This is a genomic window from Streptomyces sp. NPDC058579 (assembly GCF_042718575.1).
In the GTDB taxonomy this organism is placed as follows: Bacteria; Actinomycetota; Actinomycetes; order Streptomycetales; family Streptomycetaceae; genus Streptomyces.
In genome coordinates, this window is the sequence record NZ_JBHXPI010000005.1 from 51149 (window position 1) to 65621 (window position 14473).

The following is a 14473-nucleotide window of genomic DNA, read 5'->3' on the forward strand; positions in this document are numbered from 1 at the left end:
CACGGAAAGCCGCCGCCACCGGCCTACGGAAGGCGGGAGCGAGCCATGATCACGCTGCTGACGACACCGACCGACCGCGAGCTGGTGATCACCCGCACCTTCGACGCCCCGCCCGCCCGCGTCTGGGAGGCCTGGACCCGGCCCGAGCACGTCCGCCAGTGGTACGGCGTGGCCGCGATGCCCACGACCGTCTGCGACATCGACCTCCGAGTCGGCGGCGCGTGGCGCTGGGGCCAGAAGGCGCCCGACGGCCGGGAGATCGTCTTCTCCGGAACGTACGAGGAGATCCTGCCGCACGAGCGCCTCGTCTACACCGAGGTCTTCGAGCTGATGCCGGGCCCGCCGGTGCACGTCACCCTCACCTTCGACGACACCCCCGACGGCGGCACGGCGCTCACGAGCACGTCGATCTGGCCGTCGACGGAGATCCGCGACCAGGCCCTCGCGACCGGCATGGAGGCCGGGATCAAGGAGGAGTACGACCGGCTCGCGGTGTACCTGGGGATGATGTGAGCCTGGACGTGCCGCGGCTCGACGCGGGGCCGTACGAGCTGCGGGCGTGGGAGCGGGCGGACCTGCCGCTCGTGGAGGAGGCGTCGACGGACCCGTACATCCCGCTGACGAACACGGTCCCGCCGGTGTACTCGGAGGGGGAGGGCGAGGCGTTCGTCCGCAGGCAGTGGAGCCGCGCGGAGACGGGCGCGGGCTACTCCTTCGTGGTCGTCCGCCGCCGCGACGCCCGCCCCGCGGGCATGATCGGCCTCTGGCTCCGCGACCTCCCGGAGGGCCGCGCGACCCTCGGCTACTGGATCGTCCCCTCCTGCCGGGGCGAGGGCGCCGCGGCGGCGGCGCTGACGGCGGTGAGCACCTGGGCGCTGGGCGAACTGGGCATCCCGCGCCTGCAGTTGCTCGTCGAACCCTGGAACGAGGCCTCGGCGCGGACGGCCGAGCGGTCCGGGTTCGTACGGGAGGGACTGCTGCGGTCCTGGCAGGAAATGGGCGGCGAGCGGCGGGACATGGTGATGTACGGGCGGGTGCGGGAGGGCAGCCCTGGGTAAGGGCATGGGGGAAAGGGCATGGGGGAACCCGACCCGCGGGGGTGGAGCCGATGCGTCGCTCGGAATTACCGCACCTCTCCCACTACTGGGAGCTGTCAGGCCGTCAGGGCGGCGAGGACCAGGTCGTACGGGTCGAGGGCAAGGTCCACGTCTACGAGAACTTCCCCGACTACCTCCTGACCAGCAGATACGAAGGCCCCTACTTCTCCGTACGCACCCCGGGCCTCCACGACGCTTCGGGGGCGCTCGTCCCGTGCACTCCGGAGGAGTGCCGCCGCTGGGTGAACGCCGCCGTCCTCCACGTCAGGACCGTGGACACGATCAGCGCCGAACTCCGCGCCGCCCACGCCAGGGTCGTCGCCCTCCCGTGGCGGAGACCGCTGGCCCTGCGGCGCGCGCTCGACGCCTGGGCGGAGACCCGGGGGCGTTACGAGCGGGTGCTGGCGGAGGCCTTCGTTGCGTACGCGCCTGTGGGCGAGGAGATCCGCGCGGCGGTCCGGGCCGAGCAGGAGAGGGTGGCGGCGGAGATCCGCGAGCGGGAGCGGCTGAGGGCGAAGGAGCGCGCGCGGAGGGCGCGGCTCGCGGAGCGGGCGGTGTGGGGCTGGTGCGTGGTGGACGCGGAGGGCGCGGAGGGCGGCCGGCGCACGGTGCACGTCTTCCGGCACGACGTCCACAGCGCCGAGCTGCCGGCGCGGGCGCGGGAGGGGGACGGCGCGGGCGTCGACCTGGCGGGCCTGCGGCGGGCGCTCCTGGACCTGAACCTGCCCGACGTCGTCTGGGACCGCGCCGCGCTGCGGGAGGCACGGCGGGAGGCGGGCGTCGCGTTCCGGAACTGGTGGCAGGAGCTGTTCTACGAGAACTACCGCACGCTCACGGAGCCCCCGCCTCCACCGCCTTCCACCTCCCGCTGGAGCACGGGCGGGAGCGGGACCAGCGGCTCGGGTGGGTACAGCGGGGGTGGCTTTAGTTGTGCGAGCGGCTTCTGACTGTCGTCTGAGCGAAGCGTCCCGGGGTCGTGCCGACGTGGCGTTTGAAGTGGCGGGTCAGGTGCGACTGGTCGTAGAAACCCGTCTCCGTGGCCACCTCCGCGACGGGACGGCCGGCGAGGAGGAGACCGCGGGCCCGGGTGACGCGGCGGGACGTCACGTACTGGTGCGGGGCGATGCCGAAGGCCGTGGTGAACGCCCGTACCAGGTGGGTGGGGTGGGCGTGCAGGAGCCGCGCGGCTTCCTCCAGGCTTACGCCCTCCTCGAGCCGGGCGTCGAGGAGCTCGCGCAGGGTGTGAGCCACGCCCCGTACACCGTTGGTGGCGACGGGAGTGGGGGTGAGGGCGGGGGCGAGGCGGGGGCGCAGGTGGCTGCGGAGGCGTTCGGCGATCAGGGCGAGACGGCTCTCCGCCTCCAGCTCGTCGCCCGGGTGCGCCAGCGCCGCGTGCAGCCGCGCGACCCGGGCGCGGAGCAGCGGGTCGGCGAGGTCGGGGCCGTCCACGGCCGGGCCGATGAAGCTCTCGTCCAGCTGGGTCAGGTCCAGGTAGAGCACCCGTTTGCGGAAGCCGCGGTCGGTGGCGGGGGAGCCGTTGTGCGGGACCTGGGGCGGGAGCAGCGACACCGTGTCGTGCGGGGTGCCGTGCTCGCGCCGGTCGAGGTCGTAGCGGACGGCGCCGTCGTCGACGATCAGCAGCGTCCACGCGTCGTGGACGTGCATCGGGTACGCGTGCTCGGTGAAGTGGGCGTGGAAGACCTCCACGACCCCGGGGATCCGCGGGCGCCAAGCGGTCACCGTTTCACGCGTCACCTTGCCACCATGCCAAGAACGTACAAGAAGCGGTGGCGGGGCGACGGGCAGTCTCGAGGCATGAGCAACGACGTACGCTTCGACAACAAGATCGCCGTGCTGCTGCGTGAGGACCTGGAGACCTGGCAGCGGCTGAACGTCACCGCGTTCCTGGTCAGCGGCCTCGGCACCGAACTCCCCGAGGTGATCGGCGAGCCGTACGCCGACGGTGACGACGTCTCCTACCTGCCGATGTTCCGGCAGCCGGTCCTCGTCTTCGAGGGGGCGAAGGAGACCCTGACCGCCGCGCACGCCCGCGTACTGTCACGCGCCCTGCCCCGCGCGGTCTTCACCGCCGACCTCTTCACCACCGGCAACGACCGCGACAACCGGGCCGCGGTACGCGCGGTCCCGACGGCCGGCCTCGACGTGGTCGGCCTCGCCGTGTACGGCCCCCGCAACGCGGTCGACAAGGCGCTCAAGGGCGCGCGGATGCACCCGTAGGTTCAGTGCGGAAGCGGTGGCGGTATTCGGTCGGGGTGGTGTCGAGGCGGCGGCGGAAGGCTCGGATGAGGGTGTCCGTCGTGCCGAAGCCGCAGGTGGACGCGATGCGTTCGAGGGTGTCGTCCGAGGTTTCGAGGGTGGCGCGGGCGCGTTCGACGCGGGCGGCCTCGATGTAGACGCCCGGGGTCATGCCGAGTTCGTCCTTGAAGATCCGGGTGAGCTGGCGGCTGCTGACGTTCGCGTACGTGGCGAGGTCGTCGACCGTGAGGGGTTCGGCGAGGTTGCGGGTGATGTGGTGGCGGAGGTCCTCGACGCGCCGGGTCGTGGAGACCGGTTCGAGCGGGACGCTGAACTGGCTCTGGCCGCTGGGGCGTTTGAGGTACATGACCAGCTGGCGGGCGACGCGCAGCGCGACGGTCTCGCCGAAGTCCTCGGCGACGAGGGCGAGCGAGAGGTCGAGGCAGGCGCTGATCCCGGCGCCGGTCCACACGTCACCCTCGCGGATGAAGATCGGGTCGGCGTCGACCTCGACCAGCGGGTGTTCGGCGGCGAGTTGCCGCGCGGTCGACCAGTGGGTGGTGGCGCGCTTGCCGTCGAGCAGCCCGGCGGCGGCGAGGATGTGCGCGCCGACGCAGACGGACGTGACCCGGCGGGTCCGGGCGGCGAGGGCACGGACCCGGTCGACGACCGCCGGGTCGGCGAGCGCGTGCACGCGGCGCTGCCCGTCCGCGTCGGTCTGGACCTCGACGGAGCCGGGGACCAGGAGGGTGTCCGTACTACGGGCGAGGGCCTCGTCGAAGGTGACGTCGGGGAGGATCCGTACCCCGGCGGACGTCGTGACCGGGTCCATGGTCTCGGCGGCCAGGAGGACGCGGTAGCCGGCCGCGTCCTCCGTCTCGCGGCGCAGGAGCGCGAAGACCTCGGGCGGGCCGGTGACGTCGAGGAGATCGACGCCGTCGAAGAGGACGATGACGATGAGGTGTTCCACCGGGCTAGGGCTCATTCTCGATGTCCGTATCTGCAAGTTGGGTGACATTGCCGACGCGTCATGGTCGGCCATAGCGTTTCAGACGGAGCGAATGACACCGAACAAGGGGTACTTCGATGGGTACGAGCACGACCACTGGTGGGTCCACGACGCTGCGTGAGCTGAACGGCTTCGACGACACGCCCGCGTCCCTTGCCGACGCGACGCTGATCCTCGTCGACTACCAGAACACGTACACGCGCGGCGTGATGGAGCTGTCCGGCTGGCAGCCCGCGCTCGAAGCGGCCGCCGAGCTGCTCGGGCGGGCGCGCGAGGCGGGCGCGACGGTGATCCACGTCGTCAACGACGGCGGCGAGGGAACCCCGTACGACATCCGGGCCGAGATCGGCGAGATCCACCCGAGCGTGGCGCCCGTCGAGGACGAGGCCGTCGTCGTGAAGCACGTCCCGAACGCGTTCGTGAACACCGACCTGGCCGAGCACGTCGACGCGGCCGGGCACAAGGACGTCGTCATCGCCGGGTTCATGACCCACATGTGCGTGACGTTCACCGCCGAAGGCGCGTTCCTGCGCGGAAACCGCCCCACCGTCATCGCCGACGCCTGCGCGACCCGACCCCTGCGTACGGGGATCGCGGGGGTCGCCACGGTCGCCACTGTCACCGCCGAGCAGCTTCACCACAGTGCGCTGGCGACGATCGGTGACTTGTATGGGGTGGTGGTGGCGTCGGGGGCGGAGCTGCGGTGAGCTGGGCTGAGCCGGCCCGTCCCCGCTCATCTCAGTGGACGTAGTCCTTGAGCTTCTCCGTGTCGAGGGTGATGTCTACGGGGCCGGGGAGTCGGACGGTGTCGCCGAAGGGGTGGGCGGCGCGGTGCTGGTAGACGCCGTGGCGGGGTTCGCTGAAGACGACGACTGAGCCGGCGTCGCGGTCGACGAGGAGATAGACGGGGATCTCGGCGGTGGCATAGCCGTCGCGCTTCTCGATGCGGTCGCGTCGGTGGGTGTCGGAGTCGTAAGAGGTGATCTCGACAACCATGAGAACGCCCTCGGGGTCGCCCCACTCCGCCTTGGCCGCGAAGTGCCCGAGTGGAGCGAGGGTTCCGTCCGGCCTCGCGACGCCCTTGCGGTACGTCTTGATCGCCATGCCCCACTCCGGGTAGAGGCCGAGCTCGGGACGGTGCTGCATGCACTGTCGCATGAGCCACATGTAGATCTCCGCGTGATCGCCGTCCGGCACGGGCTTGACCCTCAGTTCTCCGTTGATCAGTTCGAGGGTGACGCCCTCGGGGGCAACTCGGGCGAGTTCCTTGAAGTCATCGATGTCGATCGGCCCGTACTTGACGACCAGCCGGCCGTTCAGAAACTCGAGCTTCACGCCTTCGGGGGCGCGGTCGGCGAGTTCCTCGAAGTCCTCGATGGACATGTCCGGGCGGTCATCGGCGGTGCTGGGGGTCATGGCGTCGCCTCCTCCCCTCCATCGTGCCCCGTCGTCGGCGCGGACGAGTTGAACCGTCATGTGTGAGTCCCTTCGCGGGCGCGGATGGCCGCCGCGTGGGCGCGGACACGGGCGGCGGGGAGGACGGGGGTGCGGCGGGTGTTGGGTGGGGGCGTGGCTGTGGGTGCGGCTGTGGGTGCGGATTCGCCGTGGCAGGGGCCGCATTCGCCGTCCCTGAGGAGGTGGGCGTAGGCCGGCGCGCCGCACTTGGCGCACTCCAGGAGGCGGAGGGGTGGGCGGTCGCGGCGGCGGATCGGCTCCGGTGGGAGTTTCGTCGCCAGGCGCTTGCGGGCGAGGGCCGCCGGGTGGTGGACGGGGGTCGGGAGGCCGGTGGTGAGGGCGCGCGTGACGTCGTCCTCGGTGGCGTCCCGGGTGAACCACTCGTTGACCAGGGGCGCGAGGGCCTGGCACTCCGCGTGGGAGAGGGACATCGCGGAGTTCGTACGGCCGAGGGCGGCGAGGAGGACGTAGGCGCGGGAACGGGTGGGCTTCTGCTTCGGCACGTCGCCGCGCTGGAAGGCCGCCCACCAGGCGTCGTCACGGGCCGTACGGGACCACCACGTTCGGGTGATCCAGAGTCCGTCGAGGCACTCGCGGCCCCGGCGCAGATGGCCGGTTCGGGTGATGCGGGTGAGGGCGGTGCGCAGCGCGCACTGGCCGTAGGGGAGGTGCTTGGCCAGCATCTTCACCGAGATGTCGCTGCCGTCGAGCAGCCGGTCGATGTAGGCGGCGATGGCGGCTTCGCGGGGCGGGAGGTGCGCGAAGTCGGTTGAGGAGGGCGGGAGTTGGTACGGCGTGGAACGCTTGCCGTAGCCGGGGTTGGCGAGGGGGTGGAGCTCAGCACTAAACTCGGCATCAGCCATGGATCGAACCTTCTCGATCTGGTTGGTGAGGCCCTCGCAGGTGTTGGTAGCACCTTGCGGGGGCCGTTTCTTATTCACGTGTTCACTCACCGTAGAGGCATATGACGCTGGGTGGCAAATTGCTCGCGGAGAGTCAACTCCGGGGGTGGGTGGGCGGGTTGATCCCAAGCCCCGTACCCATTCCGTAGAACAGCGCTCGAAGCTCGGAGCTTGAGCTTCGGGTCTCCGAGGCGGTCGTGGCGGGGGCGTTGGTGGGCTTCTGGTTCGGCCGCCCTCGTTCTGAGTGTGGCGACCGGAGGTGGTGCGTCAAGGGCGCTCCTTCGTCGCGTCGGCTGCGCCGATTCCGCTCCGCTCCACCCTTGACCCACCACCTCCGGTCGCTTGCTTTTACTCGGGGGGCGGCCGGGGGCGTGGCCACCGGGCAGGCCGGGGATCGCTGCGGTGGCGGAGCGGGGTGGCGGCCCGGTGGGGTGGGGGCCGGGTATCGCTCCGGCCGGGCGGGTCCCTCGCGTCCGGTGGGTGGGGGCTCGGTTTGTGGCGGGGGTGGGGGAGTTGGCGTGGGGTCGGCTCTGGGTGCGCGGCAGTGGAGTGGGGCGGCTCGGCACCGGCTCAGCGGGCGGCGGTCGTCGTTCGGTCGGGCCTCATGCCCCGCTGATTGCGGCCGTCGTTCGTGCCCTAAGTGCGCCGAACTCGGCATGGTCTCGCGTGAACTGCGGTCGTAGCCGGGCAAATCGGGTGCTGGGTGGCGACTTCGGGGGCAAACGTGCACTCGGCGGCGGACGCCCGGGTCAGCGCCTCTCCACCAGTATCGAATAGGCCCTCTCAAGGCCCTGGGTGTAGCCATCCCCCAACTCGACGTAGACGTGTCCGCTGGCCGCGCAGGCTTCACGCAGGGCAGTGCTTTGTTCCCTGACCCACGCGGCGATCTCCCGGTAGGTGGTGTCATCGGCTCCGTCGAGCCAGTCCGGGGCGGCCCTCAAGTGTTCGGTGGTCAGCTCCGCGTTCCCGAGGAAGACGCAGCTCAATGGCATCCCGAGACCAGCGGCGGCGGTGGCCGCCGCCGGCGTGACGATGTCGCCCTCGACCACATAGCCGTCCAGGGGATCGGAGTCGTCCAGGCTCTCCGCAGTGGCACGGATGAACTCGACGAGGAAGGGCTGCGCCGGTACGGCCTTGTCCGGGTGCGTGCCGTGGCGCACGCCGTGCTCGGGCGCGGCGCGCTGCAGCATCGAAACCAGAGCGTCCGTCGGGCATCCCGGGATGCCGTCCCGTTCCAGCAGCATCCACGCGAGGGTGCTCTTGCCCACCCGCGGCGGGCCGCCTATCAGGTAGATCACGTGTAGACCGTACCCCGGGTGGCAGTTCGGGTGATCTCCTGACCAGAATCAGAATGAGGTTTCCAAGGCTGGGAATTGACGGTAGTTCAGTTTGTGTTGGCGCGGTCCTGAGGGCTGTGGAAGCTGACTCCGGACCAGGCATCGACTTCGCACTGGCTGTCGGCATTATTCCCGGCGGTCACGACTGTGCCGTTGGAGCGCAGGCCAAGGCTGTGCGTTGAACCGGCCGCCACGGCGACAATGTCGCGCCAATCGCCGACTTCGCACTGTCGGTAGCTGTTGTCTCCCGCTGCGAGGACCAGTCCGGACGCAGTGACCCCGACGGTGTGGTAGCTGCCCGCGCTGAGCGCCACCACGTCTTCCCAGTCATCGACCTCGCACGCTCCGGTTGCCCGGTCGCCGGTCGCTACTGCCCGCCCGTCAGCTCTGAGGCCGACGGTATGGAGATACCCAGCCGAAATGGCTGCTAGGTCACGCCACCCTTCAACGGCGCACTGCCGTCTTCGGTTGCTTCCCGCGGCCAGTGCAGAACCGTCCGACCGGACGCCGACCGAGTGCCAGTCACCACACGAGAGGACGACCATCTCGCGCCAGGACTGCACGGCACACTGTCCTTCTGAACTCCGGCCAACCGCTAGCACGCGGCCATTGGCGAACAGCCCGAGTGTGCGGCGCCAGCCCGCGGCCACGGCCGTGACGCCTCGCCATCCAGCGACATCACATTGCCCATCGCCATTCCACCCCGTTGCCAGCACCGTGCCGTCCGACCGGAGTCCCACCGTATGAGACCTGCCCGTGTTCGTCGCGGTATGGACGTTGCCTGCTGCCACCGCGACGACGTCTTCCCATCGCTCGACACGACATTCAGCGGCTGCGGAATTGCCCACGGCGAGAACGGTTCCATCCCAGCGCCGTCCGACCGAATGACGCCTTCCGGCCGCCAGCGCCGACGAGTTGGCGAGCATTCCGCCTCCTTGTGCTTGGCGCGAGCTCGCGGCGTGGGATGTCACCCTACTTTGGACTGGCGCGATGGCGCCTTCCACAGGCTGAGATCGCCACCATGAAGGAACGTGGGTACTGATGGAAGGTCGGCGGATGAACCGGGCCGAGGTCACGGATGTCTTTGTCTTCGGGAAGGGGGACAGTGCCGTTTACATCGACCCCATCGAGGGGGACTTCAGGGCCGGGGACCGTGTGAAGATCCTCCGCGAGGGGGCGGAGGTCGCCGAGGTCGTCATCTTCCCGCGCGACGGCAGCGTGGTCGGCGCGGTCCGAGCCGGCCGACGTGCGCATGCCCTCGTGAAGGGATTCGTCTGCGTCGCCGGCGACATGATCGAAGCCGAGTGAGCGGCTCTTCGGTGTGCTGAGCCCGCCGGCCCGAGTTCGGGGTCCGGGGCGTGCGACCCGTGATGGGCCTAGCCCATCGTCAGGGTGCGCAGAGGCTTGCCGGTCTCGGGGTCGAGGTCGATGAGATGGACCTGAGACCCTTCGGCTGGGTCACCGGTGACCAGGCGTATCTGGTTGGGCCCTGCCCAGTGCGCTTCGTACAGGCCGTTGGTGTAGTCGTCGCCGTTGAAGTAGCCCACCTTCCAGCGACGCTGGGTCGGGCCCCAGCCCTCGTCGACGTAGACCCACCAAAGCGGGTCGATCATGTCCGATCCCTCTTCGATCACGAGGTGCCGGTCGGTTAGGCCGGGGGCCGTCCTGTCCGACGTCTCTTCGGTGAGACCGAAGAGACCGAAGAGGAAGAAGGGCATCGCCGCGACGGCCGCGAGCCCGGCCGCTATGCCGGTGAGGATGCGGACGACCAGGCTGCGCACCCCGACGAACACGGCCGCCGTCAGCAATCCCACGACCAACACGCCGAACAGCAAAGGGTGGTGGAACACCTGCGCCACCAGACGCAGACCGCCGTCCCGGCTGCACCACCAGCCGGTCAGCTCGGCCAGGGAGATCAGTACCGCTGCCAGCACGAGGCCGCGTGCGCGCTTCCGGGGTTGCCGCACCGTCGTTTCCACCGTGCTCCTTGCCATTGGGCGGTCGGGATACGTGAGTGTGGCGCACCCCCACCGTGCGGCTACCGGCGGGGCATGAGTCCCGGCCCGACGACCGCCGTCCGCCGCTGAGCCGGTGCCGCCACCGCCCCATTCCACTGCCGCGCCTACCCCTCACTCGCCCGCAGGCGCTGAGCCGGGCCCAGTCACGAACCCTGCTTCCGCGCTTGGCCCCCACCCCGGGCCGCCCTCCGAGTGTGAAAGGGCGGGTGGAGGCGGCGGGTCAAGGGTGGCCGTAGGCCATCGCGAAGCGACGCGACGAAGGAGCGCCCTTGAGGCGCCGGTGGAACCCGCCACACTCGGAGAGAGGGCGGCCAGTCCAGAGACTCGCGGGGGCGGTCACCACCGGGAGCCGTCAGAGACCAACCGGGGTGCGCGGCGGCAGTGTGCGCCGGCCGGTTGGTCCCCGACTCGCTTCACTCAGCGGGGTCCCGTAACGCCCTCGATGAACGCTGTCCAGGCGGCGACCCGAAACACGAGCTTCGGCCCGGCGGGGGTCTTGGAGTCGCGGACGGGGACGATGCCGGGGTGGTCGTCGGAGACCTCCAGGCAGTTACTGCCGTCGCCGGCGCTGTACGAGGACTTGCGCCAGGTGGCGACTTCGACGCAGTCGCCGCCGGTGCCGTCGCTGAAGCTGGACTTGAACCAGATTGCTGTGCTCAGGTCGTACTCAGGAGCGTTGATCTTCATGGGCGTAATCCTCCGCCACGGACTCGATCAGGGCCAGGGACTCGCGAGGTGACAGCGCGGATGCGCTTACGAGTTCGTAGGTGAGAGTGTGGCGGGCGACGGTGGCAGGGTCATCCTCCAGGCGGCCTGACCCGAGGCCCTGCAAGTACGCCAAGGGAGGGGCGTCCTCGAAGCACATCAGCTTGAGCGGACCGCCCAGAGATGCGTGGGCCCCCGCCGCGAAGGGGAGCACCTGCACGATCACCCTGTGGCGCCGTGCCAGCGCCGCCACATGCCGTAACGCCTCGGCCATCACGCCCGGTCCACCCACCACCTGGCGAAGCGCCGCTTCTCCCATCACCATCCACAACAACGGCTTTGTTGGGTCGTCCAGCAGTCGGCCACGAGCCAGCCTCCCGTCGACGAGCTCGTCGATCTCTGCCTCGGTAGCCGTGGGCCGATACGCGCGAAAGAGCTCCCGTGCATACGCCGGCGTCTGCACCAAGCCGGGGATCAGCAGTGGCTCGAACTCCTTGATCGTCTGCGCCACCGCTTCCGCCTCCGCCGCCTCGGCGAAGTGGTCCGGGTACTTGGACTTGTTCGCCGCCGGGCAGTTGCGCGTGAAGAAGCCGTCCGTTCCCAACAGCTCGTCCAGTTGGGACGCGATCTCCGGTCGGATCCGTCTCGTACCCGCCTCCATCTGGCCGATGTACGAGCCGCTCACGAAGAGCAGTTCGCCCAGCGCTTCCTGGCTCAGGCCCTTCCGTTCCCGCGCGTGGCGCAGTTCCGCGCCGATTATCGCCCTGGGTGAGGTCGACGGGTCTGGCTTCCTCTGTCCGGCCGTGGCCATGGGTCATCAACTCCCGCTTGCACATCTGGGGTTGTTGGGGCTGCACCACTGTTCCCCAGTCTTCTCCATCCGGACACTCGGTGTAGTCGAAACCGATACACAGAGTGGAAAGGCCCCTAAAATGCCTACTTCGCTTGAGCGTCTGCAAGCCGTTCAGGAAGTCGTCAGTCAGCTCAAGGGTGAGTTCGACGCCCTCGGCGTCGCCCTGCCCTCCCTCGGTGTCGACCCGCTCACGATGGCCGGGACCGGTGAGGCGTATCCGCTTGTCGAGCTCGGGCGGTGCAACCTCGACACCGCGTTGCGGCTCGCGGCGGTTCTGAATGAGGTCCGGCGGTGAGCATGAACATCGGGGCGTACGTCGTGGACACGCGTGACGGGCGGATCGGGCGGGTCATGGGGTGTGTGGGGCCCTGCGTGCAGCTGAGGCCGCCGGGTGGTGGGCGGGAGTGGGACTGCCCGGCCGAGTTGCTCAGTCCCGCGCTGCCAGGAGAGGTGCTTCGGGCTCGGGTGCGGGCTCTCAACCGTGAGGGGCGGCTGCCATGAAGTCCCCATGTGGCAGGTGGGGTTGACCCTACCTCCGGTCCGCCTGCCGGCCGGATGGGGCGTGGGCGTCTGATCGAAGAGGCTGCGTCCATGACGACTTACGGACGCACCAGCCTGGTTCTCGCTCTTTCCGCCGCCGTCGCGGCCACGCTCGCCGTCGCCCCCGGCGCCGCCGCATCGGCATCCGCCACGCCCGGCCTCTCCTGGAAGCCGTGCGGGCCGGCGGGCCTCGGTCAGGAGTGCGCCACGCTCTCCGTACCGCAGGATTACGCCGACCCGGCCGGTCCACGGCTCTCCCTCGCGGTGTCCCGGATCCGCAGCGAGCGGCCCGAGGTGCGGCGCGGGACGCTGGTCGTGATCCCGGGCGGGCCCGGCAGTTCGGGGGTGCAGCGGCTCTCGCAGAAGGGTGCGGCGCTGGTCGAGGAGCTGGGCGGGGCGTACGACCTGGTGGCGTTCGACCCGCGTGGGGTCGGTGGGAGTTCGACGGCGAACTGCGGGCTCGACCCGGAGGACCGGCGGATGGTGACCCTGCGGTCGTGGCCGGCCGCGGACGGGTCGATCGACGAGAACGTCGAACGGTCCCGGCGGACCGCCGAGGCCTGTCTGCGCAACGGCGGTGAGCGTCTGCGCAGCTTCACCACGGCGAACCAGGCGCGGGACCTGGACCGGTTCCGGCAGGCGCTCGGGGAGGAGAAGCTGTCGGCGTGGGGGGTGTCGTACGGGACGTACGTGGGGGCGGTGTACGCGACGAAGTACCCGCACCGGACGGACCGTTGGGTGCTCGACAGCAGCGCCGACCCGAACCCGGAGCGGGTCGCGCGGGGGTGGCTCGCGGACATGGCGAAGGGCGCGGAGGACCGCTTCCCGGACTTCGCGGTGTGGGCGGCGGACCCGGCGCGGGGTGAGTTGCGCTTGGCGGAACAGCCGTCTGGCGTACGGTCGTTGATACTCGAACTCGCGGCGCGCCTGGACCGCGAGCCGAAGGAGTCGACGACGTCGGGTGTCCCGCTGACCGGGAACATTCTCCGGCAGGCGCTGCAGAACGCCCTCTACTCCGACACCGCGTTCGCGTCCTTCGCGGAACTGGTCCGGTCGGCCCGGGCCCCGGAGGGGGTTCCCGTCCTGCCCGCGCAGTCGACCGCCCCGATGCCGGACTCGGACGCGGCGCTCAGCGTCGCCGTGATCTGCAACGACGTGAAATGGCCCGGTTCGGTACGCGCCCACGAGCGCGCCGTAGCCGCCGACCGCGCCCGCCACCCGCTGACGGCGGGCATGCCGGCCAACATGACTCCCTGCTCCTTCTGGCAGCCCCCGACCGAGAAGCCGACCCGCATTACCGATCGGGGCCCCTCCAACATCCTCATGATCCAGAGCCTCCGCGACCCGTCGACCCCGCACGCGAGCGGCCTGAAGATGCGCGAGGCCCTGGGCACCCGCGCCCGGCTGGTCACCGTCGACAAGGGCGGCCACGGCATGTACCTGAGCAACGGCAACGCCTGCGGGAACGCCGCCGTGACGACGTTCCTGATGACGGGGGAGCGGCCGGCGGGGGACGCGTACTGCGGCTAGGCGGTGATCGGTGACGGGCGGGTCAGTGCGCGGGGCGCCGTGCCGCCAGCCAGGCGCGGGCCTCGCGGAGTTCGCGGGGGCGGTATCCCGGGCCGCCGCAGCAGCTCTTGTGGAAACCGACCCCGGCGTTCAGCAGCAGCGTGAGGGTCCGCCAGGCGGCCTTGTCGCGGCGGGGCGGAGGGGCGAAGGCGGAGCCGGCGTGGATCATCACGCGCGCGCACCGCGGACACCGGCGCTCGCGCCAGTTGTCGTACGGCTGCTTGTACGAGGCACGGCACGGCAGGCAGACGTAGGAGGTCTTGGCGTGTCCCATGGGGGCAGCGTAGGGGCAGGGGGGACGGGGTGCCACGGAGTTGATTCGGGCGATCAGGAGCGGGGCCGCAGCCAGTCACGTGCGGCGGCCAGGGTCACCTCGATGTCGTCGCTCCATGAACAGACTTCCAGCCACGACAGGTAGCCACCCTGCGTGAAGGCCAAGACCTCGCCGGGGCACTCGCCGGCCTCGGTGACGAGTGGCGCTTCGGCCGCCACGACGGTGCCGGAGGGGGTGGGCGCGGGCTCGACCTGGCTCGTGTCGAGCTCGAAGTAGGCGGTACCGCACCCACAGGTGCAGCGAGCCCGCACGCTCAGATACGGCACCTGCCTTCGGAGCGCGGCATGAACCGGGCTGTCCGAGTTCAGGACTGCCGCAAGCACGTCGGCTACGTCGGCAGGCAGGCTCTCCGTCATCCCGGCACCGTATCCGACCAGCGGCGGAGGGCCGCTCCCGGC

20 protein-coding genes are annotated in these 14473 nt (G+C 70.4%); 9 read left to right on the top strand and 11 right to left on the bottom strand.

Going from position 1 to position 14473, the window contains the following annotated elements:
• Positions 1 to 45 precede the first annotated feature (45 nt).
• The 3 genes from ACFWRO_RS09020 to ACFWRO_RS09030 are packed head-to-tail and all read left to right on the top strand — an operon-like array spanning position 46 to position 2044.
• Positions 46 to 513 carry an SRPBCC family protein gene (locus ACFWRO_RS09020; RefSeq protein WP_384506471.1) on the top strand — a complete coding sequence of 156 codons (468 nt, stop codon included), beginning with the start codon at positions 46 to 48 and terminating at the stop codon, positions 511 to 513.
• Entirely contained in the window at positions 510 to 1058 is a 549-nt protein-coding gene (locus ACFWRO_RS09025) for a GNAT family N-acetyltransferase (protein ID WP_384506473.1), read from the top strand. Before ACFWRO_RS09020 ends, ACFWRO_RS09025 begins: the two co-directional genes overlap by 4 nt.
• 50 nt (positions 1059 to 1108) lie before the next feature.
• A complete protein-coding gene (locus ACFWRO_RS09030; protein WP_384506476.1) occupies positions 1109 to 2044 on the top strand; it encodes a hypothetical protein in 936 nt (311 codons plus the stop codon).
• On the opposite strand, the gene ACFWRO_RS09035 is transcribed toward ACFWRO_RS09030, so the two are convergent.
• Entirely contained in the window at positions 2022 to 2837 is an 816-nt protein-coding gene (locus ACFWRO_RS09035) for an AraC family transcriptional regulator (RefSeq protein WP_384506479.1), read from the bottom strand. The two genes, ACFWRO_RS09030 and ACFWRO_RS09035, sit on opposite strands and share 23 nt — an antisense overlap.
• A 75-nt stretch (positions 2838 to 2912) precedes the next feature.
• Between ACFWRO_RS09035 and ACFWRO_RS09040 the strand changes: the two genes are divergently transcribed.
• Entirely contained in the window at positions 2913 to 3335 is a 423-nt protein-coding gene (locus ACFWRO_RS09040) for a DUF2000 family protein (RefSeq protein WP_384506481.1), read from the top strand.
• Here the strand turns inward: ACFWRO_RS09040 and ACFWRO_RS09045 are convergent.
• Positions 3310 to 4338, bottom strand: coding sequence for a GlxA family transcriptional regulator (locus tag ACFWRO_RS09045; RefSeq protein WP_384506483.1), 1029 nt, complete (start codon positions 4336 to 4338; stop codon positions 3310 to 3312). The two genes, ACFWRO_RS09040 and ACFWRO_RS09045, sit on opposite strands and share 26 nt — an antisense overlap.
• A 101-nt stretch (positions 4339 to 4439) precedes the next feature.
• Here ACFWRO_RS09045 and ACFWRO_RS09050 point away from each other — a divergent pair, with 101 nt between their 5' ends.
• Complete coding sequence (locus ACFWRO_RS09050) at positions 4440 to 5069, top strand: cysteine hydrolase family protein (RefSeq protein WP_384506486.1); 630 nt, start codon at positions 4440 to 4442, stop codon at positions 5067 to 5069.
• Between the two features lie 31 nt (positions 5070 to 5100).
• Here ACFWRO_RS09050 and ACFWRO_RS09055 read toward each other — a convergent pair whose 3' ends face one another.
• The 4 genes from ACFWRO_RS09055 to ACFWRO_RS09070 all read right to left on the bottom strand — a co-directional run bounded on the left by ACFWRO_RS09055 (position 5101) and on the right by ACFWRO_RS09070 (position 8982).
• Positions 5101 to 5778 (bottom strand): Uma2 family endonuclease, encoded by a 678-nt coding sequence (locus ACFWRO_RS09055; RefSeq protein ID WP_384506488.1) that lies wholly within the window; start codon positions 5776 to 5778, stop codon positions 5101 to 5103.
• 56 nt (positions 5779 to 5834) lie between these two features.
• Positions 5835 to 6680 (bottom strand): hypothetical protein, encoded by an 846-nt coding sequence (locus ACFWRO_RS09060; protein WP_384506491.1) that lies wholly within the window; start codon positions 6678 to 6680, stop codon positions 5835 to 5837.
• A 788-nt stretch (positions 6681 to 7468) separates the two neighbouring features.
• Complete coding sequence (locus ACFWRO_RS09065) at positions 7469 to 8017, bottom strand: hypothetical protein (protein WP_384506494.1); 549 nt, start codon at positions 8015 to 8017, stop codon at positions 7469 to 7471.
• 86 nt (positions 8018 to 8103) lie between these two features.
• Positions 8104 to 8982 (bottom strand): RCC1 domain-containing protein, encoded by an 879-nt coding sequence (locus ACFWRO_RS09070; RefSeq protein WP_384506496.1) that lies wholly within the window; start codon positions 8980 to 8982, stop codon positions 8104 to 8106.
• 130 nt (positions 8983 to 9112) lie between these two features.
• On the opposite strand from ACFWRO_RS09070, the gene ACFWRO_RS09075 reads away from it, so the two are divergent.
• Positions 9113 to 9364, top strand: coding sequence for a hypothetical protein (locus tag ACFWRO_RS09075; protein WP_384506499.1), 252 nt, complete (start codon positions 9113 to 9115; stop codon positions 9362 to 9364).
• A 68-nt stretch (positions 9365 to 9432) separates the two neighbouring features.
• Here ACFWRO_RS09075 and ACFWRO_RS09080 read toward each other — a convergent pair whose 3' ends face one another.
• The 3 genes from ACFWRO_RS09080 to ACFWRO_RS09090 all read right to left on the bottom strand — a co-directional run bounded on the left by ACFWRO_RS09080 (position 9433) and on the right by ACFWRO_RS09090 (position 11590).
• On the bottom strand, positions 9433 to 10035 hold the full coding sequence (locus tag ACFWRO_RS09080; RefSeq protein WP_384506502.1) for a hypothetical protein: 603 nt from the start codon (positions 10033 to 10035) through the stop codon (positions 9433 to 9435).
• 456 nt (positions 10036 to 10491) lie between these two features.
• Positions 10492 to 10761, bottom strand: a complete 270-nt coding sequence (locus ACFWRO_RS09085; protein ID WP_384506505.1) for a DUF397 domain-containing protein — start codon at positions 10759 to 10761, stop codon at positions 10492 to 10494.
• Entirely contained in the window at positions 10742 to 11590 is an 849-nt protein-coding gene (locus tag ACFWRO_RS09090) for a Scr1 family TA system antitoxin-like transcriptional regulator (protein WP_384506507.1), read from the bottom strand. The genes ACFWRO_RS09085 and ACFWRO_RS09090 overlap by 20 nt, the downstream gene beginning before the upstream one ends.
• Positions 11591 to 11711: 121 nt before the next feature.
• On the opposite strand from ACFWRO_RS09090, the gene ACFWRO_RS09095 reads away from it, so the two are divergent.
• The 3 genes from ACFWRO_RS09095 (at position 11712) to ACFWRO_RS09105 (ending at position 13702) form a co-directional block, all read left to right on the top strand.
• Positions 11712 to 11927 (top strand): hypothetical protein, encoded by a 216-nt coding sequence (locus tag ACFWRO_RS09095; RefSeq protein ID WP_384506510.1) that lies wholly within the window; start codon positions 11712 to 11714, stop codon positions 11925 to 11927.
• Positions 11928 to 11929: 2 nt separating this feature from the next.
• On the top strand, positions 11930 to 12133 hold the full coding sequence (locus ACFWRO_RS09100) for a hypothetical protein (protein WP_384507180.1): 204 nt from the start codon (positions 11930 to 11932) through the stop codon (positions 12131 to 12133).
• A 90-nt stretch (positions 12134 to 12223) separates the two neighbouring features.
• Complete coding sequence (locus ACFWRO_RS09105) at positions 12224 to 13702, top strand: alpha/beta hydrolase (RefSeq protein ID WP_384506513.1); 1479 nt, start codon at positions 12224 to 12226, stop codon at positions 13700 to 13702.
• Positions 13703 to 13724: 22 nt separating this feature from the next.
• Here ACFWRO_RS09105 and ACFWRO_RS09110 read toward each other — a convergent pair whose 3' ends face one another.
• The gene (locus ACFWRO_RS09110) at positions 13725 to 14015 is read right to left on the bottom strand and encodes a deoxyxylulose-5-phosphate synthase (RefSeq protein ID WP_384506516.1); all 291 of its coding nucleotides are present in this window, start codon (positions 14013 to 14015) and stop codon (positions 13725 to 13727) included.
• A gap of 53 nt (positions 14016 to 14068) precedes the next feature.
• On the bottom strand, positions 14069 to 14431 hold the full coding sequence (locus ACFWRO_RS09115) for a hypothetical protein (RefSeq protein ID WP_384506519.1): 363 nt from the start codon (positions 14429 to 14431) through the stop codon (positions 14069 to 14071).
• Positions 14432 to 14473 lie beyond the last annotated feature (42 nt).